At 65.9% G+C, this 22,884-nt stretch carries 21 protein-coding genes; 5 read left to right on the forward strand and 16 right to left on the reverse strand.

Going from position 1 to position 22,884, the window contains the following annotated elements:
* Positions 1–548 precede the first annotated feature (548 nt).
* The 12 genes from FKO37_RS38165 to FKO37_RS38220 all read right to left on the reverse strand — a co-directional run bounded on the left by FKO37_RS38165 (position 549) and on the right by FKO37_RS38220 (position 11,825).
* Positions 549–1,301, reverse strand: a complete 753-nt coding sequence (locus FKO37_RS38165; RefSeq protein ID WP_037809745.1) for a succinate dehydrogenase/fumarate reductase iron-sulfur subunit — start codon at positions 1,299–1,301, stop codon at positions 549–551.
* The gene (locus FKO37_RS38170) at positions 1,298–3,214 is read right to left on the reverse strand and encodes a fumarate reductase/succinate dehydrogenase flavoprotein subunit (RefSeq protein ID WP_238607616.1); all 1,917 of its coding nucleotides are present in this window, start codon (positions 3,212–3,214) and stop codon (positions 1,298–1,300) included. The genes FKO37_RS38165 and FKO37_RS38170 overlap by 4 nt, the downstream gene beginning before the upstream one ends.
* Positions 3,215–3,272: 58 nt before the next feature.
* The gene (locus FKO37_RS38175) at positions 3,273–4,103 is read right to left on the reverse strand and encodes a hypothetical protein (protein ID WP_037809742.1); all 831 of its coding nucleotides are present in this window, start codon (positions 4,101–4,103) and stop codon (positions 3,273–3,275) included.
* Positions 4,100–4,387, reverse strand: a complete 288-nt coding sequence (locus tag FKO37_RS38180) for a hypothetical protein (protein WP_037809740.1) — start codon at positions 4,385–4,387, stop codon at positions 4,100–4,102. The genes FKO37_RS38175 and FKO37_RS38180 overlap by 4 nt, the downstream gene beginning before the upstream one ends.
* 200 nt (positions 4,388–4,587) lie before the next feature.
* On the reverse strand, positions 4,588–5,844 hold the full coding sequence (locus tag FKO37_RS38185) for a site-specific integrase (protein WP_238607617.1): 1,257 nt from the start codon (positions 5,842–5,844) through the stop codon (positions 4,588–4,590).
* Between the two features lie 22 nt (positions 5,845–5,866).
* Positions 5,867–6,082, reverse strand: coding sequence for a helix-turn-helix domain-containing protein (locus FKO37_RS38190; protein WP_238607618.1), 216 nt, complete (start codon positions 6,080–6,082; stop codon positions 5,867–5,869).
* Between the two features lie 17 nt (positions 6,083–6,099).
* Positions 6,100–7,755, reverse strand: a complete 1,656-nt coding sequence (locus FKO37_RS38195) for a replication initiator (protein WP_238607619.1) — start codon at positions 7,753–7,755, stop codon at positions 6,100–6,102.
* Positions 7,752–8,138 carry a hypothetical protein gene (locus FKO37_RS38200; protein WP_238607620.1) on the reverse strand — a complete coding sequence of 129 codons (387 nt, stop codon included), beginning with the start codon at positions 8,136–8,138 and terminating at the stop codon, positions 7,752–7,754. The genes FKO37_RS38195 and FKO37_RS38200 overlap by 4 nt, the downstream gene beginning before the upstream one ends.
* Positions 8,135–9,700 (reverse strand): FtsK/SpoIIIE domain-containing protein, encoded by a 1,566-nt coding sequence (locus FKO37_RS38205; protein ID WP_238607621.1) that lies wholly within the window; start codon positions 9,698–9,700, stop codon positions 8,135–8,137. Before FKO37_RS38205 ends, FKO37_RS38200 begins: the two co-directional genes overlap by 4 nt.
* 321 nt (positions 9,701–10,021) lie before the next feature.
* Positions 10,022–10,930 (reverse strand): Scr1 family TA system antitoxin-like transcriptional regulator, encoded by a 909-nt coding sequence (locus FKO37_RS38210; RefSeq protein WP_238607622.1) that lies wholly within the window; start codon positions 10,928–10,930, stop codon positions 10,022–10,024.
* On the reverse strand, positions 10,931–11,377 hold the full coding sequence (locus tag FKO37_RS38215; RefSeq protein ID WP_238607623.1) for a hypothetical protein: 447 nt from the start codon (positions 11,375–11,377) through the stop codon (positions 10,931–10,933). It lies immediately after the preceding gene.
* Positions 11,378–11,402: 25 nt separating this feature from the next.
* Positions 11,403–11,825, reverse strand: coding sequence for a hypothetical protein (locus FKO37_RS38220; protein ID WP_238607624.1), 423 nt, complete (start codon positions 11,823–11,825; stop codon positions 11,403–11,405).
* Positions 11,826–11,881: 56 nt separating this feature from the next.
* On the opposite strand from FKO37_RS38220, the gene FKO37_RS38225 reads away from it, so the two are divergent.
* From FKO37_RS38225 to FKO37_RS38235, 3 genes are read left to right on the forward strand one after another with little or no spacing between them, the layout of a single operon-like run.
* Positions 11,882–12,625, forward strand: a complete 744-nt coding sequence (locus FKO37_RS38225; RefSeq protein WP_238607625.1) for a helix-turn-helix transcriptional regulator — start codon at positions 11,882–11,884, stop codon at positions 12,623–12,625.
* Positions 12,626–12,635: 10 nt separating this feature from the next.
* The gene (locus FKO37_RS38230; RefSeq protein WP_238607626.1) at positions 12,636–13,106 is read left to right on the forward strand and encodes an NUDIX hydrolase; all 471 of its coding nucleotides are present in this window, start codon (positions 12,636–12,638) and stop codon (positions 13,104–13,106) included.
* Between the two features lie 24 nt (positions 13,107–13,130).
* Positions 13,131–14,858 (forward strand): ATP-dependent endonuclease, encoded by a 1,728-nt coding sequence (locus tag FKO37_RS38235; RefSeq protein ID WP_238607627.1) that lies wholly within the window; start codon positions 13,131–13,133, stop codon positions 14,856–14,858.
* A gap of 119 nt (positions 14,859–14,977) precedes the next feature.
* On the opposite strand, the gene FKO37_RS38240 is transcribed toward FKO37_RS38235, so the two are convergent.
* Together FKO37_RS38240 and FKO37_RS38245 are read right to left on the reverse strand one after the other, a co-directional pair.
* Positions 14,978–16,249: a DUF3644 domain-containing protein gene (locus FKO37_RS38240; protein ID WP_374204429.1), complete on the reverse strand. Its 1,272-nt coding sequence runs from the start codon at positions 16,247–16,249 to the stop codon at positions 14,978–14,980.
* 537 nt (positions 16,250–16,786) lie between these two features.
* Complete coding sequence (locus tag FKO37_RS38245) at positions 16,787–17,686, reverse strand: helix-turn-helix transcriptional regulator (RefSeq protein ID WP_051728698.1); 900 nt, start codon at positions 17,684–17,686, stop codon at positions 16,787–16,789.
* A gap of 288 nt (positions 17,687–17,974) precedes the next feature.
* Between FKO37_RS38245 and edd the strand changes: the two genes are divergently transcribed.
* Positions 17,975–19,915: a phosphogluconate dehydratase gene (gene edd / locus FKO37_RS38250; protein ID WP_238607629.1), complete on the forward strand. Its 1,941-nt coding sequence runs from the start codon at positions 17,975–17,977 to the stop codon at positions 19,913–19,915.
* Positions 19,912–20,535: a bifunctional 4-hydroxy-2-oxoglutarate aldolase/2-dehydro-3-deoxy-phosphogluconate aldolase gene (eda, locus tag FKO37_RS38255; protein ID WP_238607630.1), complete on the forward strand. Its 624-nt coding sequence runs from the start codon at positions 19,912–19,914 to the stop codon at positions 20,533–20,535. The genes edd and eda overlap by 4 nt, the downstream gene beginning before the upstream one ends.
* A gap of 63 nt (positions 20,536–20,598) precedes the next feature.
* Here the strand turns inward: eda and FKO37_RS38260 are convergent, their stop codons facing one another.
* Both FKO37_RS38260 and recA read right to left on the reverse strand, forming a co-directional pair.
* The gene (locus tag FKO37_RS38260; RefSeq protein ID WP_238608398.1) at positions 20,599–21,117 is read right to left on the reverse strand and encodes a regulatory protein RecX; all 519 of its coding nucleotides are present in this window, start codon (positions 21,115–21,117) and stop codon (positions 20,599–20,601) included.
* A 568-nt stretch (positions 21,118–21,685) separates the two neighbouring features.
* Positions 21,686–22,729, reverse strand: coding sequence for a recombinase RecA (gene recA / locus FKO37_RS38265; RefSeq protein WP_037809735.1), 1,044 nt, complete (start codon positions 22,727–22,729; stop codon positions 21,686–21,688).
* Between the last annotated feature and the right edge of the window lie 155 nt (positions 22,730–22,884).

A 22,884-nucleotide genomic window follows, 5' to 3' on the forward strand; every position in this document is an offset into this window, starting at 1 on the left:
GCGCATGCGCGTAGTGGACCGCGTCTGCGAGAGCCCCGGCCCGCGGTTTCCGAACGGGCAAGGCCACTGTCGGCACTGTGCATGCCTGTCGTTCGCGGGAGGGCAAGGCTGCTGTCGGCAAACGTTGCAGGCCCACCGCTCGCGAGAGAGCATGCTCGCTGTCGCCAACAGCGCCCGCTCGCCGCTGCGAGAAGCACGCCCACTGTCGGCAACGTTGCAAGCCCGCCGCCCGCGAGAGAGCACGCCGCTGTCGCCACCAGCGCCCGCTCACCACCCGCGAGAACGCAAGCCCGCTGGCACCGCGTGTGCCCGCTCGCCGCCCGCGCCCGCTCGACGACTGCGAACGAGCAAGCCTGCCGTCGGCAACTGCAGACGCCCGCGGTCGACGAGGGCACGGAACCGCCGTCCGCAAAAGGGCAAGGCCGCTGCCGTGGTCAAGCAAGCCCGCCGCCCGCGAAAGCAGCCCTGCCTCCCGCGAACGGGGCAAGCCCGCAGCCGTCACGCCGCCGGGCCCGCACCCGCGAACCCGGCCACCGTGGCAGCGGACATCACCGATTGCGGCGGAACAGCTTGTCCCCCAGCCAGACAATCGGGTCGTACTTGCGGTCGGCGACGCGTTCCTTCATCGGGATCAGCGCGTTGTCGGTGATGTGGATGCCTTCCGGGCACACCTCGGTGCAGCATTTGGTGATGTTGCAGAACCCGAGCCCGTGCTCGTCCTGGGCGGCGTCGCGGCGGTCGGCGACGTCCAGCGGATGCATCTCCAGTTCGGCGATCCGCATGAGGTAGCGCGGCCCGGCGAAGCTCTCCTTGTTCTCCTCGTGGTCGCGCACGACGTGGCAGGTGTTCTGGCACAGGTAGCACTCGATGCACTTGCGGAATTCCTGCGAGCGCTCGACGTCCACCTGCTGCATCCGGTACTCGCCGGGCTTGAGTCCCTCCGGCGGGGTGAAGGACGGGATCTCGCGCGCCTTCGTGTAGTTGAACGACACGTCGGTGACGAGGTCGCGGATCACCGGGAAGGTGCGCATCGGCGTGACCGTCACGATCTCGGCCTCGGTGAACGTCGACATGCGCGTCATGCACATCAGCCGCGGCCTGCCGTTGATTTCCGCCGAGCAGGAGCCGCATTTGCCTGCCTTGCAGTTCCAGCGCACCGCGAGGTCGGCGGCCTGGGTGGCCTGCAGGCGGTGGATGATGTCGAGCACGACCTCGCCCTCGTTCACCTCCACGGTGAAGTCCTGCAGGTCGCCGCCGGTCGCGTCGCCTCGCCACACGCGGAACTTCGCCTGGTAGCTCACGCGGTCCTCCCGGGGTGGGTCTCCAGCTCGCCGTCGGTGAAGTACTTGCCCAGCTCGTCGAGTTCGAACAGCTCGAGCAAGTCCGGCCGCATCGGCACCTGTTCCTCCACGGACACGTCGACGTCCGGCACGAGCGGGTTGTCGCCCGGGCGCGCGGAGCAGACGAGCAGCCGGTGCCGCCATTCCGCGTCCATGGACGGATAGTCGTCGCGGGTGTGGCCGCCGCGGCTTTCGGTGCGGGTCAGCGCCGCGCGGGCGACGCATTCGCTCACCAGCAGCATGTTCCGCAGGTCGAGCGCGAGGTGCCAGCCGGGGTTGAACTGCCGGTGGCCCTCCACCGTCACCTGACCGACCCGGCCGCGGATGTCCGCGAGCTTGTCCAGCGCCTGCCGGATTTCCCCGGCCTTGCGGATGATGCCGACGAGATCGTTCATCGACTGCTGCAGCTCGGTGTGCAGCGTGTACGGATTCTCCGGCGCACCGTCGGCAGGCGGGTTGAACGGCTCGAGCGCCATCACGGCCGCCGCGTCCACATCGGACTGCGAGACCGCGGGCCGGTCCTTGAGTCCGTCCACATAGGACGCCGCGCCCAGTCCGGCCCGCCGGCCGAACACGAGCAGGTCGGACAGCGAGTTGCCGCCGAGCCGGTTCGACCCGTGCATGCCGCCGGAGCACTCCCCCGCCGCGAACAGGCCGGGGACGCTCGCCGCGCCGGTGTCCGGGTCGACCTCCACACCGCCCATCACGTAGTGGCAGGTGGGGCCGACCTCCATGGCCTCCTTGGTGATGTCGACGTCGGCGAGTTCCTTGAACTGGTGGTACATCGAGGGCAGCCGCCGCTGGATCTCCTCGGCGGGCAACCGGCTCGCGATGTCGAGGAACACGCCGCCGTGCGGGGATCCGCGCCCCTCCTTGACCTCGGAGTTGATCGCCCGCGCCACCTCGTCGCGCGGCAGCAGGTCCGGCGTGCGGCGGTTGCTCTCCTGGTCGGTGTACCAGCGGTCGGCCTCGTCCTCGCTGTCCGCGTACTGGCCCTTGAACACCTCGGGCACGTACTCGAACATGAACCGCTTGTCCTCGGAGTTCTTGAGCACCCCGCCGTCGCCGCGCACGCCCTCGGTGACGAGGATGCCCTTGACGCTCGGCGGCCAGACCATCCCGGTCGGGTGGAACTGCACGAACTCCATGTTGATCAGCTTCGCGCCGGCGCGGAGTGCCAGCGCGTGCCCGTCGCCGGTGTACTCCCACGAATTCGACGTCACCTTGAACGATTTGCCGATGCCGCCCGTCGCGAGCACCACCGCGGGCGCCTCGAACAGCACGAACCGGCCGCTCTCGCGCCAGTAGCCGAACGCACCGGCGATCGCGCCGTTGTCCAGGAGCAGTTCGGTGACCGTGCATTCGGCGAAGACCTTGATCCGAGCCTCGTAGTCGCCGTACTTCTTGAAGTCTTCCTGTTGCAGCGAAACGATCTTCTGCTGCATCGTGCGGATCAGCTCGAGCCCGGTCCGGTCCCCGACGTGCGCGAGCCGCGGATACGTGTGCCCGCCGAAGTTTCGCTGGCTGATCCGTCCGTCCGCGGTGCGGTCGAACAGCGCGCCGTACGTCTCGAGTTCCCAGACGCGGTCCGGCGCTTCCCGGGCGTGCAGCTCGGCCATCCGCCAGTTGTTGAGGAACTTCCCGCCGCGCATGGTGTCGCGGAAGTGCACCTGCCAGTTGTCGTTCGAGTTCGCGTTGCCCATCGACGCCGCGCAGCCGCCCTCGGCCATCACCGTGTGCGCCTTGCCGAAAAGGGATTTGCACACCACCGCGACGCTGAAACCGCGTTCGCGCGCTTCGATCACCGCACGCAGACCGGCGCCGCCGGCACCGATCACCACCACGTCGTAGCTGTGCCGTTCGACATCGGTCATGGAATAAGCCACCTCACGAGCTGGGGAGAACTGCCTTGCGCTGCTGGATTTCCGGGGGTCAGCCCACGAATCGCAGGTCCGAGATCGCGCCGCTGGACACGAGCATCACGTAGAAGTCGGTCAGCACGAGCGTGCCGAGCGTCGTCCACGCGAGGGTCATGTGCCGGGTGTTGAGCTTCGTGACCTGCGTCCAGATCCAGTACCGGACGGGATGTTTCGAGAAATGCTTGAGCCGCCCGCCGGTGACGTGCCGGCACGAGTGGCAGGACAGCGTGTACGCCCACAGCAGCACGACGTTCAGCACGAGAATCACGTTGCCGAGCCCGAAGCCGAACCCGGTGGGACTCTGGAAGGCGACGATGGCGTCGTAGGTGTTGACGAGCGAAACGACGCACGCGACGTAGAAGAAGTACCGGTGCACGTTCTGCACGATCAGCGGCAGCCGCGTCTCTCCGGTGTAGCGCGCGTGCGGTTCGGCGACCGCGCAAGCCGGCGGGGAAAACCACACCGAGCGGTAGTAGGCCTTGCGGTAGTAGTAGCAGGTCAACCGGAACCCGAGCAGGAACGGCAGCACCAGCACGCCGAGCGGCAGCCAGGACGGCATCTCGCCGAACCAGTGCCCGAAGTGGCTCGAGCCCGGGACGCAGGAAGTGGACACGCAGGGCGAGTAGAACGGCGTCAGGTAGTGGTATTCGGGCACCCAGTAGGCGGTGCGCACGAATGCCCGGACAGTCGCGTAAACGACGAAAGTGGCCAGCCCCAGCACAGTGAGCAGGGGCGACAGCCACCACCGGTCGGTGCGCAGTGTCCGGGCGGCGAGGCGCGCCCGCCCCGGCGCTCGAACACCGGTGCGGGCGCGGCTGACGTCGTTGTCAGCGGGGGCGCTCACCGCTGGTCGCGCTTGTAGCCACCGACACCTTCGTCGTCAGCGCCGCTCCACAGCGCCGGATCGTAGGGAGTATCCGGGACAGGCACGCGTTCGACAGGCTTCGCCTGCGCGGGCACAGCGGGCGGGTGCCCGTCCAGATCGGCGGTGTCGATGTCGAGCCGCTCGACGTCGTTGGCCAGCCGGCGCACCGCGGACGCGTCGCCGTAGCGCGATCGCAATGCGCCCACGCACTGCCGCAACTGGCCGATGGTGCGCCGGAGTTCGGCGATCTCTGTGGTGGACATCGGAAGCCTCCCTGATGGTGGGGCCGGCAGTTCGGGTGACGATCAACGTCGCCAAGTACGACTCTGCCTCGCGCGGTGCACTGTGACAAGTAGCACATCTACCAGAAGGAAGCATCCTGTACCGGTTGACCTGGGGATTTATGACTAGATAGGGGCCGAAAGTGGGGTCCAGGACGTCACCAGGACGTCAGCCGAACAACTCAAGCCGCCGACGCGAGATCGGCCGACGGGCGGAACACGCTGTCGATCGCCGCCCGCGCCCGCTCGTAACTCGTCTCCATGAGGTGGGTATAGACACGGAGCGTGAACGCTTCACTGGAGTGCCCGAGGTAAGCGGAGAGTTCTTTGATACTCACCCCGCGTGACAGCATCAGCGAGGCGAACAGGTGCCGGAGCGCGTGCATACCGTCCCGGTCACTGACATACGCCAGCCCGGCCGCGACGAACGCGGGCAGCCACACGCCCATGTGAAACGACTGGTTCTTGTACGGCACGCCGCTCGGCTTGGTCATGAGCAGATTGACCGTCTCGTACGCCTGCCCGTCCCGCTCGCCCCAAGGAAGCGTGACCGCGACGGGCGGATACTCCTCGATGTAGGCGTCGATCTTCTCCAGCAACCCGTAACCGAGCGGGATCTCCCGCACCTTCCGCCCTTTCGGAAGCTTGAACTTCTGCACACCCTTGACCATGACCAACTGGCGGGTGCACCGGTAGATCATCTTCTTCCGGTCGATGTTGTCCGGGCTGAACGCCAGCACCTCACCCGGCCGCAGCCCGAGGCCCGCGCCGATGACGACCGCTGGCTTGAACCGGTCCTCGACGGCTTCCTCCAGGGCGTGCACCCGCTTCTCCGGCCAGACCTGCACCTCCTTGGTCGTCGCCTTCGGCCGAGGGATCGTCGCCTTCTTGAGCGGGTTGGATCGCATCTTCTCGTCGACCACCGCAGCGTCCCAAATGGACAGCACGAGGTCGAACACCTGACGCTGGTAGGTGCCCGACAGCTTCCGCTCATCGTCGTTGAGCCACGCCAGCCACTTCCGGGCAAGATCAGAACTCTCGCACATGTCGAGACTCCGCTCCCCGAAGAACGGAAACACGTACTTGTCCAGTTGCGACGTCATGGTGTTCAACGACGATTCGCCAAGCGGACGGCTCTTCAGAACTTGCGCGGCATAGGTCCGGAACTTCTCCCTGCCCGCGCTCGAATCCCGGTACACCCCCGCGTAAAGCTCGTTCTCGATCTTGGTCTTGAATTCCTTCGCCGCGCCCAGCTTCTTGTCCGGGAAGGACCGGGACGCCTCCGACTTGTCCGGCTTGACCCAGCGCACCTTGTACCGCATGCCTTTCCCATAGTCCGCGGTGCGCTCTTGAACCGGCTTTTTCTTGTCGTTGAGCACGACTTCCCCGGTTTCGGGATCGACCTTGTCGCGAAACCAGCGATCTTCGATGTGTGCCATCAGATTCGCTCCCCCTCGTCCCTCACGCGGCAGGCATGGTTTCGGGACCGTCCAGCCATTCCCGAACCGCGTCGGGGTGATAGCGGACGTGCTTGCCCATTCGCCGCCACGGCGGGCCGTAGTTCTTGTAACGCCAGTCCTTGAGCGTGTCCTCGGGAATGTCGAGGTAGGCGGAGAGGTCTTCGGGGCTCCACAGGCCCTCCACACTGATCAGCCGCACACGCGAGTTGTTGTTCATGTCTCCCCCTTCCCAGGTCAGGCAGCCAGAGCCGGAGTTGCCGAAGTTTCGGTCGGCTCAGGCGGTGATCCGGACGCGGCGAGCCGGGCCGCTTCGTATTCGGCCTTCCAGGCGCGGCGTTCAGCGATGGCGCGCATCACGAGCTGATCCCGGGGCGGACAGTGCGGGTCGCCGGGCTCGACCTTGCGCCACGCCAGCTTTTCCGGATCGGGGCGTGGTTTCTCGATCCCGACCGCCGCCAGGGCGGACAGCACGAACCCGAGCCGATCTGCTTTGTGGTCGGCCACGGTCTTGCCGGACCACTTGCGCGACACCAGCACCCGACGGCCGGGCAGCCCGAGCGTGGTCCGCCGATGCGCACGACCCCGGCAATGCCCCGGGGTGGTCTTCGCATTGGCTCCCTTGGGATTGATTCCGTAGAGCAGCCACACCGGGCAGCGCGGCGAACACGGGGTGACCGCCAGCTCAGCGTGAAGCCGGTCGTGGTGATCCCGCTGCGCCGAGGTGTCCGCGTCCACCACCTCACCCGTGGACTTCGTGAGGTACTTGGTCAGGTAGCCGATGTGCCGTCCGGCTTCCTCGGTGCCGCCGAGGATTCCCTTGGAATGCACCTGTTCGCCGAACCGCACGACGTGCGCCGGTTCCTCCACTTCGGACACAGCGTCATCCCACGCCGTCAACGGCTCCCGGGTGTCCGGGTCCACAAAGGAACGAACATCCGGGTCCCACAACGGTTTGCGATCCCAGCCGTAGACCATCACGTCGTGATTGGGCCACCACACCTGGTGGTAGGTCGCTTCGGTCACGAGCCGGATCACGTCGTGCGAGATCGCTCCCCGCAACGCGGTATGAAGGTGGGGCGCGGCCCGCCGCTGGGGTTCCACGGTCGCGAAGTACTGCACGTCGAACCCGACCACCCGGCGCAAGTTCTGCCACCACCGATCCACCAGCGCCGCGAAGTGCACCGCATCCCGCGCAGCCCGCCGGTAGTCATAGCTGACGGGATCGACCGGGGAGCCGTCCGGGCGCACGCGGCCGTAGGTATCGCAGGTGAGGGTGACGAACATCGACGGCCGAAACCGGCCAGCGAACTCCCGCCCCACAGTGGTTTTCGCGACCTTCTTCCGGGGCAGGTTCGGCGCGTCCTGCCGCCGCCGTGTGGACCTCTTCACCCCTTTCTTGGCGGGTGCGTCGAGGGCGGGCAGACGGCCGGTCATGCCCGACTCACGCAACTCTGCGTCCACACTGGACACTTCCGTGCGCAGTTCCTCCGCTTCAGCCTCGTTTCCTGCCGCGACCGCCTCCCGATAGTGCGCGGCCAGGTCCGCGCGGTAGGTCAGCAGCTCTCGTTGCGTCTCGCTCGGCTCCGCGCGGGTAATCACGGGCTCTTCGGTCAGGTGCCAGCCTTCCCGGCACTGGGCCTGCCGCAGGGCCTTGGCCTTGCGGGCACACGGGAGGCACACCGATTCCACCGTCGAGCCACACGGCACCGGGACGTAGCGCAGCTCACCGGTCTCGGTATCGGCGACCTCCATCGTGAACGGCCGCACGCACACCCCGTGCTGCTCCGCCGTCGCCTTGACCACGTCAGCAGCAAGGGCACCGCGGATTCGTTCCCGACGTGCCCCGGCCGGCAGCGCCTGACCAGCGGTTTCCTGTCCAGAGGTCGTCATGCCGCCGCCTCCCCGGCACGCGCCCACTCCCGCAACAGCCAGACCGGCAGGTCTTGATCCGTTTCCGGAAGCAGGTCGGGAAAGGTGCTCGGATCGAACGGCACTCCGCCGTAAACCCGGACCGGGATTCCGCACGGAGTCCGCCCGGTTAGCTCCAGTTGAACTCGCGCGCCGTCCGGCGTGCGCCACAGACTCACCCGCGCCCCATCGAGCGTCGCCGCCCAAGTGGCCAGTCCCGCCACGACGCCGGGCACGGTGTCGGTGTCCAGAGCCACGGTGACCGGTGCGGCCCAAGTGGTGACCTCGACCGAGCAAGCCGGAGGCAACGCATGCGAGTCGAGGTGATCCCGGATCGCGTCGAGAAAGACCATCAGCCGGTTCATGCCGTCCCCCTCTCCGCGCTGTGGGCAAGGTCGATCACCTGCGCCCCGCCGTTGGTGACGTAGTTCTCCAGTGCCTTCACCGTCGCGTCCGACACCCACCCGGCACGGATGCGCAGGGGTTCGCGGATGCCCTCGCCCCACACGTAGCCGACACCGGGTGTGCTCTCGGGGATGCGGTTGGCCCATGCCCCGCGTTCGTACGCGCCGTCGCCGAGCACCATGGACACCTGAGACTTCGAGGTGACCCGCAAGCAGACGCGGCGGGTGAACAACTCCCGCACCGGAACCGTTTCCTTCGTCGGGTCCTGCACGTAGCCGCGCACCGAGATCAGCGCGGCCCGGCCCTGGGTGTTAAGCACCGACACGTGTTCGGTGATCGCGTCGCGGGTCTTGCGGTCGGTGTAACGGGTCAGCGCCGCCAGCTCATCGAACTCCAGCAGCTCCAACGGAAACTCTTGCGAGAGCGGCACTTCCCGCGTCTGTCCCGCGAATGCCCGCTTGCGCCGTTCCAGTTCGTCCCGCAGCGCCCCCAGCACTTCCAATACCTCTTTGCCCGAGACCGCATAGCGGCAGAAGATCCCGCGCCCGTAGGCGAGTTCCATGCCCTTCGGGTCCACACCGGACACCCGCACCAACCCCGAACGGATCGCCGGAGCAGCCGACACTAACGGCGACCACATCACCGAGTTCTTTCCCGCTCCCGAGGCTCCGGCCACGAGAGTGTGCGCGCCGCCGCCGAGCAGAGGCAGCCGCCAGGCCGTCCCGTACTCGGTGGAACCGGCGAACACCCGCCGCAGATCCACCGCCGACGCCTCGGCCACGTCCGGCAGCGGCAGACAGGACACCGCCGAGGCCAACAGGTCCCGGCGCATGAAGTCCACCGAGACGACATCCGGGGAGATCTCCCGAACCTGCACCCGAGTGACCCGCCGAGCCGTCGCCAGTGCACGGGCAGCCTCGCCGAAGTCCTCCGGAGTCTGGCCGGGCACCAGTCGCACCCGCACCTCATCCCACGACGGACCGGAACGGACCCGCAGCACGCGAGGGAAGGCCACGCCCGCGTCACGCCGAGACTGGGCCACCGCTTCGTGCTTGCGACGGCGAGACACCAGGTTCACGGTCACGTCTACCGGGATCGCTTCGTCCCGCACGGTCAACCCGCAAGCGTGCAACCAGCCCGGGAACTTGCGCCCGTAGACGGCCCAGCGCAGCCACCACGCCCGCACCCAGCGACCACACCAGCGCTCGAACCCCACCGGCCAGCCCTGCCGCCACACGAGCGCCACCAGGCCGACAGAGCCCGCCGCAATCGCGAGCGAAGGCCAGCCGAGCCAACGCCACCACGCGCCCAGAGCGAGCACAGCGAGGCAAGTCCGCCAATGCGTGGCCAATTGCCGAACAATCCAGCCACCCACACGCACGAGACCCCACAGGGCCAGGCCGAGGAACGCCAGCGCGGCCAGGGTTTCCGCGATAGCCGCGAGCGCGCGGCCGAGCTTGGCCAGGACCCACACCAGCACCGCCAGGCCAGCGCCGCCGATCAGCACCGTCGCCGCGTTCATCGCCGCTCACCGCCCGAGGCCGAGGTGAGGTCAAGCGGCAGCATTCCTTGGCATGCCGCGCATTTCGTTTCACCCCGCACGAGTCGGGCGAATTTCTTGCATGCGGCGCAACGCATCCGGGTGACCCCCGTTGACGCACGCCGTCCAGAACCGGTTATGTTCGTCATTGTTCACTTCCCAGTGGACAGCGCAGAACCGGTGAAGGTTGGTAGCCAGAGGCCGGTTCTGCGTTTATACGGAACAATTCCAAGCGCACATGGGCGCGTTGAACACAGCACACGTCGCCGTGCGCTTTTTTCAGTACTCGCTGAGGTTTTGCGGCTAGTCCTCGGGTTCCTCGCCGGTCAGGAGCCGGTTCAGCCCCGCGTCAGTCGCCCGCCGCTGCGCCTTCACCTCTTTCAAGAGCTGATCGACCACGACCGACAGGCGCGCTTGCGATTCCGCCGGGGACAACGCCGCCGCCGAAAGCCGCTCGATCGTCACCGTGTACGAGGCCGCTTCATCGCCGACCAGGAACACGCCCATCGCGCGATGCGGGCAGTACACGACGTCCGAGGTGTCCTTCAGCGTGTACCGGCTGAACGCCTCCTCCGTCACCGCCTGGCTCGGGGCCAGCCGGATCGTCATCGTCCGCGAAAGTCCGATCAGGTCCTTGAGGAACCTGGTCTGCCGCAGCATCACCTCCGCGTCGCCGAAATGGTTCCGCAGCGCCTCCGACCCGATGAACATCTCTGCTTTGACCGCGCCCGCGCCGAACAAGATCCGGTTGCGGTCCATGCGGCTCTCCACGACCTGCTCCAGCTTCTCCTTGTCCCGCAAATCCGGGCCGAAGACGAGCCGCGCGTAATCCGGGACCTGCAACAGATCCGGGATCAGCAGCGGAGCCCACACCGTCACCGACCTCGCGACCCGCTCGTGCGCGGTCAACATCGTGTAGTGCGCCGGGTCCGCCTGCGACCCCACCGACGACCAGCTCGGCCCCGTCACGCCGTGAGCCAGCAGCATGATCCAGGCTTTTCGCTCCCCGGTCACGCCGAGCGCGCCGAGCACGTTAGACACCTCCTCCGGGGTCGGGACCCGCTGCCCGAGTTCCCAGTTCGACAACAACGCCGGGTTCACCCCGATCCGCCGCGCCAGCTCCCGCAGCCCGAACCGGGCCTCGATCCGGGCATCCCGCAACGCCGCACCCAGGCCGCGTGCGCGCGGGCTCGCCATCTCCGTCCCACGCATCTATGCCGCCTTGCTGTCACCAGTTGCAGACGCAGAACGAGACGGCTTTCCGGCCGCAGCCTTGAAGCCGGTCGCCCGGAAAACATACGTCTGATACTTGAACTCGCCCTGCCCGCCGACACGCGGCTCAGCCGTCAAGCCCTCCAGCTCCACCGGCCGCATGCCCGGCAGCGCTTCCGAGGTAGTAGGCACCGGCTGCACGTCCGCCAGGAACGTCACCTCGAACGAAGCGCGCTTCGCCTTCGTCTCGCCCGGGTCCGTCACCGCAGCCCGCCACTGCCGCTTCCCGGTCGCTTCGTCAATGCGCTGCCGGACCGGCCGACCCGCCGCACGATCCTCACGAGACTGAAACTCGTTGTCCGGAATCACTTCCCCCACCATCACAAGCCCCTGCGGGAACGCCTCGTCGAAGTCGATCGCGAACCGGTGTCCCTTTTCGATAGCCATAACCGCTAGCTCCCTGTGTTCTCTGTCAGTCAGTCGTTTCCGGCGCCTCGCCGCCGTAGTTCGTTCGTGTCGCCGCGCCCAGCGCCATCCCTGCTTCTTCGAGTTGCTTGCCCAGAACCGCGATCGCGTCGGCGTCGACGAGAAGGACCACGGGGAACGCCTTGCCGAAGCGGATCTCCGCTCGGTTCGCGTACGTCAGCGCGCGGACGCGGATCGGCAGGTCTGCCGTCACGTGGATCTGGACCGTGTCGCGCATGTCGCCCGCGCCTAAACCACGTGCTTGCGAGAAACCCGCGCAGCCGAACCGCTCGACCAGTCGCCGAGCGTCGAAGCCGTGCTTGCAGTCGTCATGTCTGCCTCCCTTGGGCTCTGCCGCCGAGCGAGTCTCGGCAACGTGCCACCCAATCTCCGCCAAAAGGCGGGACATGATCACCACATGGCGGGACATCTTGGGACGTCCCTGGTACGGTCGAAGACGTCCCTAAAAGTCCCAAGGGGGTGCGAATGCCGAACGAACGGCTGCGTGACGCACTGCTGCGCAACGGGCTCACGCTGGAACAGGTCGCCAAGGCGCTCAGCGTCGACCAGAAAACAGTCGAGCGGTGGATCACCAAAGGCCGCACCCCGTACCCGAAGCACCGGCACAAAATCGCCGCAATGGCGCGCGAATCAGAGACCTACCTCTGGCCGGACTCCGTCGCTCCGGAGCGCAGGGCCGAGACGGCCGCCGCCGAGGTCGTGAGCGTGTTCCCGCACCGGAACGCGATCCCGGTCGAGCTGTGGGACCGGCTGATCAACGACGCGTCAGAGACCGTGGAGATCCTGGTACACGCGGCCCTGTTCCTGGTCGAACGACCGCGGTTCATCAAAGACCTCGCAGCCAAAGCCGCGGCCGGCGCGAAGATCCGACTGGCGTTCGGCGACCCGGACGGGGACAGCGTCGCCTTGCGCGGAGAAGAAGAGCAACTCGGCGACGGGACGCTCCCCGCGCGTGTGCGCAACGCGCTGGCGTTCTACCGGCCGCTTGTCGGCGTCGAGGGAGTCGAGATGCGGTTCCACAACACGACGCTCTACAACTCGATCTTCCGCTTCGACGACGAGATGATCATCAACACGCACGTCTACGGGTTCCAGGGCGCGCACGCGCCGTCGCTCCACCTGCGTCGACTCTCCGCTGGAGACCTCTTCGAGACCTACTCGGAGAGCCTCGAGACCGTCTGGAACCTCGCCAAGCCCGCCACCATCTAGGAGGCACCACATGGCACGCGTCGACTACTACAACGACCCCAACGCACCCAAGGCCAACAGCATCGCCGTCGCGGTGTCCGCGTTCATTCAGGACGACGAAGGCAGGATCCTGATGATCCGCCGGACGGACAATGACCTGTACGCAATACCGGGCGGACAACTCGAACTAGGCGAAACTTTAGTACAAGCAGTCGTCCGCGAGGTTCGCGAGGAAACCGGTATAGAGTGTGAGGTCACGGGCGTCGTCGGCCTCTACTCGAACCCCGACCACGTCATCGCTTACGACGACGGCGAGGTGCGGCAGGAATTTTCGATTTGCTTTAGAGCCAAGGCAACTGGTGGCAGCCTGCGCACCAGCACAGAGAGTTCCGAAGTTAGCTGGGTGCATGTCGAGGATATACCTAAGGCGAACATCCACCCTTCCATTACTCGACGCATCCACGACGCCCTGTCGTACCGTGCCACACCATTTTACTCCTAGACCCAAGCTGATAATAGGATTATAATGCTGAGATATACAGTGCGACAATTACATTTCCTAGACAACACGACCGAAGACTTGGTCGAAGACGGAATAACTGTAATTGTCGGACCGAACAACTCCGGAAAAAGTGTACTACTCGGCGAGATATCTTCTCTTGCTCAAAATGGGTCGATCCATTCCGCAAAGTGGCTTAGCCATGCGACAATCGATCGAAACGGGACTACCGAGGATTTAACCGATTGGTTCAACCGGGTCGCTAAAGTTGTTCCAAGCTGGCAGCGTGAACAATTTGGAGCAGACTTCGGAATCTGGGACAGTAGCTCAGGTCAACAGTTCTACTCCCTAGAGACAGCACAGAACATCTGGTTCTCATCCATGCCCCTCGGATCAATCGCGCACCATTTCGTTGCACACCTCGACGCGAGAAGTCGCAGCGGAATATCGCTTGGCGGAGCAGCTCGCGATCCACTCACTTCTGCCGTTCAGCCAATTCACAAGCTTTGGGATAGCAGGGAACTTGAGGCCCACTTCTCCATGATGGTGCGCAGGGCATTTGGTTTCGATATATGTATCAATCGATACGCACAGAGCCTGAATCTCCTAGTTGGCAAGACCACAATTCCCGACGAACCACTTCCGCCGAGCAATGCGTTAATGGAACAGTATGCGCGCATGCCCGCCGTAGATGAACAAGGAGACGGGGTACGCAGCTTCGTTGGACTATTGCTAGCAACAGTTGTTGCAGGTACTTCAGTGACACTAATCGACGAACCCGAGGCATTTTTACATCCTCCACAAGCTCGCCTAATCGGAAAATACCTTTCCGAAGAGACCCCACCAGGCAGCCAGATATTGATAGCAACGCACAGCGCCGACGTCCTCGACGGAATTCTTGACTCAAAGCACCGAAGGCCCGTAAAAATCATCAGAGTATCGACCGACCCGGTTACCAACTCCCGCCGTCGGACAACACTGCCAGCAGATAGAGTCGAAAAGCTTTGGTCTGACCCGCTTCTGCGGTATTCAAGACTCATGAATGGACTTTTTCATAAAGGAGTTATTGTATGCGAAGCGGATGGTGACTGCCGCTTCTACGCTGCGGTTCTAGATGTCATCCTAAACAAGGAGCACGAGCACGACTTATTTTTCACGCACGTAAACGGTAAAGCGAGACTTCACCGCGCGGTCGAAGAGATGCGATCTTCCGGAGTGCGCGTTGCAGCAATAGCGGATATTGACATCCTAAACGACGCCTCCACGATGAAGACCATCATCAATGCAGCTGAAGGGCAGTGGTCAGACTTTGAATCGGATATTCGTTCACTGATTAACGAAAACCGCGGACGTTCCACGGTTATGACCGTCGGCGGCCTTCGACAATCAACTAGCGAAATCCTACGCCGAGGCGACGGAAGTCAAATTAGCGACCTGGAAGCAAAAAAATTAATCAGCAATCTCAAGCCCAAGTCCGGGTGGGCAGAGGCAAAGCGGAGCGGACTGGCGGCATTCGAAGGATCAAGCGCGCTCACAATTCGACGAGTTCTCGAAAAGCTCCGCGAAATCGGCATCTTCGTAGTTCCAGTTGGCGAGCTTGAAAGATGGTTTCCCCAGGTCATCGGCAACCACGGCCCTGGGTATGTAACCGCAGTCCTGGAAAGTGCCGCCCATGAAACCCCTTCTCCAGAACTACGCGGTTTTGTCAACCAACTGCTCGCTTATTTCGGAGTAGGAAGCCCAGAATACCTATAGACTCATGATCTAACAAGTAAGGTTTCTCTGCCGAACTTGGCTCTATAGGATCAAGAGTGCCGCGCAAGCGCGGCACGGGCCGAACGGCCTCCGCTCCGCTCCGGCCGGCGGCCCTTCCGCTACTGAGCCGAAACGTCCGGAGCCACCGCGTCCGCACCACCGTCACACTGTGCAGCTTCTCCACCCTCAGTCGGCTCTCGCCCCGTCACCGCTTGGTAGACAGCGCTGTCAGACAGCTTCCGCACGAGAAATTTGACCCATGCGTCGGTATACACGTACTGCTTGAACGCGCGGTTGTAACGACAGAACTCAGACTTCGTACGTTCCGGATGCTCGGCTTCGCTTGACGGCCTCACTTGCCAATGACGCCAGGCTGAGGCGTGGTCGTTCACCGTGAACCTCCAGGGAAGTTGCGGTGCCACCTTCTCAACCACCTTGCGTGGCAGGAGCGAATCAAGGTCCTCGACTGGAACCTGCTTTTCACGGATAACTGTCTGCATCCGCTCCATCAGATGGGCTTGCTCCGCATCGAGATCTTCCAAACGAACGAAACTCATCGCGACGTCAGCGCTCGTTTTTGGCCCGACCTGAGGCACGAGGTAGATCCTAAACTCGTAGCGTTGGTCGGCGCTCAACTCGGGCTCCAAGGCAGCGTCGAAGTCCTCCACGTACTCCAGAACAGCCTTCGGCACCCGTCGCCGGACAGCTTTGAGAATCTCCACCGCGTCGTCTGTGATGGTTGATATGAACAGCGGCAACCGAAGACGATCAGATAGCCCTTCGTCATCCCCGAACTCATCGACGATGACCCGCTCGTAATTAACTAGCAACGCCTGGCTTTTGCCTGCGACCAACGCTGCGACGTCGTGATCGTGACGATGTTCCACTTTGTTCCGGAGCCCGACGAAGAATTCGACGTTCGCACGGACAGGGTCACCATCCGGGAAGGCTTCCCTTACCAACTCGCGCAAGGGTTTCATCACCCAGTCACCATCCTGCGTGCGCCTCCTGCGGCCGTTGATGTCACGCACGTAAAGCTCGTCGCCGTCTCGGGTGCACTTCGCCTGCAAGAGCTTCAACCAGGCTAGGCACATGTGGACAACGAACGCCTCCATCTGACGCTCGTGCGCAGATCGGTTATAGAGATCAACTGCCAAGACTGCTTCATTTTTGGAAGCTTGCAGTTGATGCCACCAACGGGGTCTAGGTGCCATAAAGGACAGACTAGGTGCCGAGGCGCAATCTCTGTAGTCTTTTCTGCCGCGCTCTGGCTCCATCCTGGCTCGGCTTCGGATGTGAAGAGGACCAAGCCCGATCGTCTCTACCCGACAGGCTACGACCGTTGCAGACGGCGCAGCCCCAGCCGCCCACCTCCGACGTCGGGCCGTCATCCTCGCGCCCGATGTTCGAACGCCGCGCCACCGGCCTCAAGGGCGCCTCCGGCGTCGCTACGCGATGAGCTGCGCTCACCCTTGACCCCGGCACCGCCGCACTCAAGCTGGCAAGGGCGAGAACGACGGATCAGACCGCCCGACGCCTCCCGCGGCCCCCGGTTCGCCACTCCGAGTAGCCAGGCGACAGGCACGGCTAGAGGCCGGTCCGCCAGGCCGCGAAGGGGCTCAAGCAGACCGGCCTCAGGACGTCTACAGGACGTCAGAGATCCAAACCGGACCGGACTCAACCGGTCCCGACCGACCCAAAAACGCAGGTCAGAGCGTTATCCGGGTGAATGTCCGCAGGTCAGGAAACCCCCTCGGCAGAAGTAACACATTTACCAGAGCGGGGCATGTTGTATCGGTTGACCTGGGGGTTTATCGCCAGATAGGGGCCGAAAGTGGGGTTTCGGGCCGCCTCTGGGCCGTCAGCCGCACGGCTCAAGCCCAGCAGCAGACAGAGAGTCATCAGGTGATCACCCCAAGCGACAGCCGCTATTCAGCCGGATCCTCGCCCGTCAGGAGCTTCGTCAGTCCGGTCTCGTTCGCGAGCCGCTGGGCCCTCACCTCCTCCTCGAAACCGGCAGCCGCGGCCGACAGATGGTGCAGTGAATCCTCCGGGGACAACGCGGCCTCGGCTAACTGCTCGATGAGGTCCTCGTACGGAGCGGCCTCCCGACCGGACAGGAACACACCCGCGTGCTGGTGCGGGCAGTACACGACTTCCGTCGCGTCCCACAGCCGGTACCAGCTGAACGCGCCCTCCGTCACGGCCTCGCTCGAGACGAGCCGGATCTTCACAGTCGGCGAAATCTCGATGAGGTACCGCACCTGTCGCAGCATCACCTCGGCATCTCCGAAGTGCTGCCGCAGCGCCTCGGTCCCGACGAAAATCTGCACCTCAGCGGGCTCCGCGTCGAACAGAATCTCCTTGCGGCTCAGGCGATTCTCGACGACGTGTTCCAGGATTTCGTTGTCCCACAAGGCCGGACCGAACACCAGCCGCGCGTAATCGGGGATTTGCAGCAGCTCCGGGATCTGCAGCGGAGCCCACACGGTCATCGACTCGGCGTTTCGCTCGTGCCCGGCGACCATCGTGTAGTGCGCCGTGTCCGCCTGCGACCCGTACATGATCCAGCTCGCCCCGGCGACCTCGCGCGCCAGTTCCATGATCCGCGACTTCTTCTCGCCGACCACTCCGAGCGCGCCCAGCACCCCGGCCACGTCCTCCAACGTCGGAACTTCCTGGCCCAGCTCCCAGCTCGACAGCTGGTCCGGCTCCACCCCGACCCACCGACCCAGTTCGCGCAAACCGAAGCACGCCTCGAGCCGGGCATCCCGCAATGCCATGCCCAAAGCGTGCTCGCTCGGGTCGGGCATCTCCGAATCTCGCATCCACCGTCACCTCCAGCCGCGGATAGTGCCTGTTTCGCGCTGATGACACCTATCGATCGTCATCAGCCGCAGACACCGCCTTCCGCTGCGGCATATCCCCAGCTCAGCGGCAGTAGCCAGCGAACCCGTCGACAGCGGGACACCCCGCCCAGCGCTCCCGGCGACCCCACAGGGGGTTTCTGAATCGATTTTGTTTCCGGAGGGTTCTCGGGTTACCGTGTGCACCGTCACGTTCCCGCGACGCCAGCGCCGCCGTCTCGCGAACCCGTCACGAGCCGGGAGCTTGAGATGAGCAGCAGCCCGAACCCGACCGCCGCGGTGCACCGCGTGCTTGCCGACGTCACCGACCGGATCGCCGAGCGCAGTGCGGACACGCGGGCGGCGTACCTCGCCCGCAGTGCGGCCGCTTTCGAGGAGGGGCCGGTCCGCCGCGGCCTCGCTTGCAGCAACCTCGCACACGGATTCGCCGCCATGGACGGCGTCGACAAGCAGGCGCTGCGCCAGCTGCGCGCGCCCGGTGTGGCCATCGTGTCCTCCTACAACGACATGCTCTCCGCCCACCAGCCGATGCAGGAATACCCGGCGTGGCTGAAGAAATCGGCCCGCGAAGCCGGTGGTGTCGCGCAGTTCGCGGGCGGGGTGCCCGCGATGTGCGACGGCATCACGCAGGGCCGTCCGGGCATGGAGTTGTCGCTGTTCAGCCGCGAAGTGATTGCGATGGCGACGGCGATCGCGCTGTCCCACGACATGTTCGACGCGGCGTTGCTGCTGGGCGTGTGCGACAAGATCGTCCCGGGGCTGTTGATCGGCGCGCTCTCGTTCGGGCACCTGCCCGCGGTGCTCGTGCCTGCCGGTCCGATGAATTCGGGCTTGCCCAACAAGGAAAAAGCCCGGGTGCGGCAGCTGTACGCGGAGGGACTCGCGACGCGGGAGGACCTGCTCGACGCGGAAGCCGCGTCGTACCACTCAGCAGGCACCTGCACGTTCTACGGCACCGCCAACTCGAACCAGATGGTCGTCGAGGTGATGGGCCTGCACCTGCCGGGGGCCAGCTTCGTGCCGCCGAACACGCCGTTGCGCCAGGCGCTCACCGAAGAGGCTGGCCGACGCGTCGTCGAACTGTCCCGGGGCGAGGCGTACACGCCGATTTCTCAGGTACTGGACGAAAAAGCGTTTGTGAACGGCATCGTGGCGCTGCTGGCCACCGGCGGGTCGACGAACCACACGATGCACTTGGTGGCGATCGCCGCGGCGGCCGGGATTCAGCTGAGCTGGGACGATTTCTCGGACCTGTCCGCGGTCGTGCCGCTGCTGGCGCGCGTGTATCCGAACGGCAGCGCGGACATCAACCACTTCCACGCGGCGGGCGGCATCCAGTTCCTCGTCGGCACGCTGCTCGACGCGGGCCTGCTGCACGAGGACGTGCTCACCGTCGCGGGTCCCGGGCTGCGCCGGTACACGCAGGAGCCGATCTTGTCGGACGGCGAACTGGTGTGGCGTGACGTGCCGACGCGCAGTCTCGACGAAGAGGTGCTGCGTCCGGTGTGGCGGCCGTTCGCGCCGGACGGTGGGCTGCGGATGGTGGAAGGCAACTTGGGCCGAGCGGTCACCAAGGTGTCGGCGGTCGCCCCGGAGCACCATGTCGTGGAGGCACCGGCGCGGGTGTTCACTTCGCAGGAGGCGTTCCGGGTCGCGTTCGAGGCCGGGGAACTGGACCGGGACGTGGTCGTGGTGCTGCGTCAGCAGGGTCCGCAGGCGAACGGCATGCCGGAACTGCACGGTCTGACGCCGGCGTTGGGGGTGTTGATGGACCGGGGTTTCCGGGTCGCGCTGCTCACCGACGGGCGGATGTCGGGCGCGTCGGGCAAGGTGCCGGCCGCGATCCAGGTGACGCCGGAGGCCGCGGTGGGCGGGCCGATCGCCCGGATCGCCGACGGCGACGTGGTCCGGTTCGACGCGCGGTCCGGAAGCCTGGACGTGCTGGTCGCGGACGACGAACTGGCGCGCCGCGACCTGGCGGACGCCCCGCCGTCGGAGGCCGCGTGGAGCGGGACCGGGCGGGAGCTGTTCGGGGCGTTGCGGCGCGCGGTCGGCCCGGCTGACCAGGGCGCGAGCGTGTTCGGGGCGCTCACTCCGGAGCTGGACCTCGCCCGGGGCGTTCCGCCATTCGGAAGCGGGACAATGGGCGAGTCCTCGTATGCTCTCCAGACCCAGGAGGTCGGTCAGTGACCACCGGCACGGACCTGCTCGCCCTGTCCCCCGTGATGCCCGTCGTGGTGATCGACGACGTCGACGACGCGGTGCCGACGGCCCGCGCCCTGCTCGCCGGCGGGATCGGGGTGATCGAACTGACGCTGCGCACGCCGGTCGCGCTGACCGCGATCGAGCGGGTGGCCGCGGAGGTGCCGGACATCGTCGTGGGCGCCGGCACGGTGACGTCGCCGGAGCAGGCGAAGCAGGCCGCCGACGCGGGCGCGAAGTTCCTGGTGACGCCGGGCTGCACGGATTCGGTGCTGGACGCCGCGTTCGCCACCGGACTGCCGTTCCTGCCGGGCGCGGCCACGGTGTCGGAGGCGATGCGGCTGGCCGAACGCGGGCTGAGCGCGCTGAAGTTCTTCCCGGCGGAGGCCAGCGGGGGCGCGGCGTTCCTGAAGTCGATCGCCGGACCGCTGCCGGAGCTGCACTTCTGCCCGACCGGCGGGATTACGGTGTCGTCGGCCCCGTCGTACCTGGCGCTGCCGAACGTCGGCTGCATCGGCGGCTCGTGGCTGACGCCCGCGAAGCTGTTGGCGGCCAAGGACTTCGCCGCCGTCGAGAAGCTGGCCGCCGAAGCCGCCGCGCTGCGCTGAGCCCTTCCGGAAACCCGTCGTCTTCGTACCGGAGGCGGCGGGTTTCTCGGTGCCGCGAGGCGATCAGTCGACCGGCACGTCGTCCAGCATGCTGGATTCAGCCCCGAACTCGCGAAGTTCGTCGCGGATCACCGTGTACGCCAGCCCTTGCGGATAGCCCTTGCGCGCGAGGAACCCGAGCAGCCGGCGGATCGTGGTCTGCTCGTCGACGTTCCCGAGCGACCTGAGCCGTTTGCGCACCAGTTCGCGGGCACGCTGTTCCTCGGCTTCCCGGTCGACTTCCTCCGCCGCTTGCGTCGCGATCTCGTCGTCGACGCCCTTGCGCCGCAGCTCCGCGACGAGCGCGGTACGCGACAGCCCTTGGTTGGCGTGCCGGTCGCGGACCCAGGCTTCGGCGAACTCGGCGTCGTTGACGAGACCGGCACGGTCGAGCTTGCCGAGCAGGGTTTCCACGGTGTCGCTGTCGAACCCCTTGCGCTGCAACGTCTGTCGCAGCTCCTCGGCCGCCCTCGGCCGGGCGGCGAGGAGGTCGAAGCAGATCTCCTTGGCCTTCTTCGCCCGTTCCTCCGGAGGCAACTCCATCGGCTCGACCTTCGGCGCCCTGGCCACGACCACACTCCTTGTTCACGGTGCCGCCCTCGGACGACGGCACCTCCACCTCAACACCAGTTTCCCGGCGCCGAACACCGCGATTCGTACGGTTCGCCACCCGCCGACCGAAGCGCAGCCGCCGGAACTCGCACCGGCTCAGGCGACAGCCCGCACCGATGCTCGTCACCACCGGCCAGCGCTCACCCGCGGAGCTTGCCCGCGCGCACCGCTTCAGACCGGCCAAGCACGTCGTACCCGGGAGATCCCCACCGCACCGGCAGAGATCCCGGCCGCAATCCCCGCACGACCCACTGGCCGCGCCCAGCCGGAGATGGCCACGCCCAGCCGCCGCGCACCCAGCCGCAGATAGCCGCACCCAGCCGCTGCCGCACACCCAGCCGGAGAACCGCCGGGCAAGGGCACACCTGCGCATCCGGAACACCGTCGCGCCCGAAGATCCCGTCGCGGCGAAACCGCGCTGGTCCCCGGTTTCAGCGGCGGATCGGTGCGCGACCCGAGCACCGGGGAGGGAACCTGCCGATCCCCTCCCCTCCCCGGATCAGAAGTCGACCGGCGCGGGCGCTGCCTCGGCTTCGGCATCGACCTGCGGACCGATGTTGAGCTTCTCCTTGATGCGCTTCTCGATCTCGTTGGCGATGTCCGGGTTGTCGCGCAGGAACTTCCGCGCGTTCTCCTTGCCCTGGCCGAGCTGGTCGCCCTCGTACGTGTACCAGGCACCCGACTTGCGCAGAATGCCCTGGTCGACGCCCATGTCGATGAGCGAGCCCTCGCGGGAGACGCCCACGCCGTAGAGGATGTCGAACTCGGCCTGCTTGAAGGGCGGGGCCATCTTGTTCTTGACGACCTTGACGCGGGTGCGGTTGCCGACCGGCTCGCCGCCGTCCTTGAGCGTTTCGATGCGGCGGACGTCGAGGCGGACCGAGGCGTAGAACTTCAGCGCCTTGCCGCCCGTGGTGGTCTCCGGCGAGCCGAACATGACGCCGATCTTCTCGCGCAACTGGTTGATGAAGATCGCCGTGGTGCCGGAGTTGTTCATCGCACCGGTCATCTTGCGCAGCGCCTGGCTCATCAGGCGAGCCTGGAGGCCGACGTGCGAGTCGCCCATCTCGCCCTCGATCTCGGCGCGCGGCACGAGCGCGGCCACGGAGTCGATGACCAGGATGTCGAGCGCGCCGGAGCGGATCAGCATGTCCGCGATCTCCAGCGCCTGCTCGCCGGTGTCCGGCTGGGAGACGAGCAGCGCGTCGGTGTCCACGCCGAGCTTCCTGGCGTACTCCGGGTCCAGCGCGTGCTCCGCGTCGATGAACGCCGCGATGCCGCCGTTGCGCTGCGCGTTGGCCACCGCGTGCAGGGCGACCGTGGTCTTGCCGGAGGACTCCGGGCCGTAGACCTCGATGACCCGGCCGCGCGGCAGGCCGCCGATGCCGAGCGCGACGTCGAGGGCGATCGCGCCGGTGGGGATGACGGAGACGGGCGGGCGGTTGTCCTCGCCGAGGCGCATCACCGAGCCCTTGCCGTACTGCTTGTCGATCTGCGCAAGGGCGAGCTCGAGCGCCTTGTCCTTGTCGGGTGCTGCTGGCATGGAAGTCCACCTCGCTGGTTGGGGCCTGTGTGTTCGGTTGTCCAGATCAAGCTTGTCCGGGGTCCAAGCTCTGTCCGGTCCGACGCTACGGGGAGGGACCGACAATTCCAGGCGCGGCGACTGATCTGTGGATCGCTGGCCCCGTTGTGCACAAC

The organism is Amycolatopsis sp. Poz14, from assembly GCF_006704225.1.
Classification (GTDB): domain Bacteria; phylum Actinomycetota; class Actinomycetes; order Mycobacteriales; family Pseudonocardiaceae; genus Amycolatopsis; species Amycolatopsis nivea.

What these genes read in the sequence shown, in the direction of transcription:
- FKO37_RS38170 (WP_238607616.1), bottom strand. Translation starts at nt 3,214, where the DNA reads ATGACCGATGTCGAACGGCACAGCTACGACGTGGTGGTGATCGGTGCC.
- FKO37_RS38180 (WP_037809740.1), bottom strand. Translation starts at nt 4,387, where the DNA reads ATGTCCACCACAGAGATCGCCGAACTCCGGCGCACCATCGGCCAGTTG.
- FKO37_RS38185 (WP_238607617.1), bottom strand. Translation starts at nt 5,844, where the DNA reads ATGGCACACATCGAAGATCGCTGGTTTCGCGACAAGGTCGATCCCGAA.
- FKO37_RS38190 (WP_238607618.1), bottom strand. Translation starts at nt 6,082, where the DNA reads ATGAACAACAACTCGCGTGTGCGGCTGATCAGTGTGGAGGGCCTGTGG.
- FKO37_RS38195 (WP_238607619.1), bottom strand. Translation starts at nt 7,755, where the DNA reads ATGACGACCTCTGGACAGGAAACCGCTGGTCAGGCGCTGCCGGCCGGG.
- FKO37_RS38200 (WP_238607620.1), bottom strand. Translation starts at nt 8,138, where the DNA reads ATGAACCGGCTGATGGTCTTTCTCGACGCGATCCGGGATCACCTCGAC.
- FKO37_RS38205 (WP_238607621.1), bottom strand. Translation starts at nt 9,700, where the DNA reads ATGAACGCGGCGACGGTGCTGATCGGCGGCGCTGGCCTGGCGGTGCTG.
- FKO37_RS38210 (WP_238607622.1), bottom strand. Translation starts at nt 10,930, where the DNA reads ATGCGTGGGACGGAGATGGCGAGCCCGCGCGCACGCGGCCTGGGTGCG.
- FKO37_RS38215 (WP_238607623.1), bottom strand. Translation starts at nt 11,377, where the DNA reads ATGGCTATCGAAAAGGGACACCGGTTCGCGATCGACTTCGACGAGGCG.
- FKO37_RS38220 (WP_238607624.1), bottom strand. Translation starts at nt 11,825, where the DNA reads ATGTCCCGCCATGTGGTGATCATGTCCCGCCTTTTGGCGGAGATTGGG.
- FKO37_RS38225 (WP_238607625.1), top strand. Translation starts at nt 11,882, where the DNA reads ATGCCGAACGAACGGCTGCGTGACGCACTGCTGCGCAACGGGCTCACG.
- FKO37_RS38230 (WP_238607626.1), top strand. Translation starts at nt 12,636, where the DNA reads ATGGCACGCGTCGACTACTACAACGACCCCAACGCACCCAAGGCCAAC.
- FKO37_RS38235 (WP_238607627.1), top strand. Translation starts at nt 13,131, where the DNA reads ATGCTGAGATATACAGTGCGACAATTACATTTCCTAGACAACACGACC.
- FKO37_RS38240 (WP_374204429.1), bottom strand. Translation starts at nt 16,249, where the DNA reads ATGACGGCCCGACGTCGGAGGTGGGCGGCTGGGGCTGCGCCGTCTGCA.
- FKO37_RS38245 (WP_051728698.1), bottom strand. Translation starts at nt 17,686, where the DNA reads ATGCGAGATTCGGAGATGCCCGACCCGAGCGAGCACGCTTTGGGCATG.
- edd (WP_238607629.1), top strand. Translation starts at nt 17,975, where the DNA reads ATGAGCAGCAGCCCGAACCCGACCGCCGCGGTGCACCGCGTGCTTGCC.
- FKO37_RS38260 (WP_238608398.1), bottom strand. Translation starts at nt 21,117, where the DNA reads ATGGAGTTGCCTCCGGAGGAACGGGCGAAGAAGGCCAAGGAGATCTGC.
- recA (WP_037809735.1), bottom strand. Translation starts at nt 22,729, where the DNA reads ATGCCAGCAGCACCCGACAAGGACAAGGCGCTCGAGCTCGCCCTTGCG.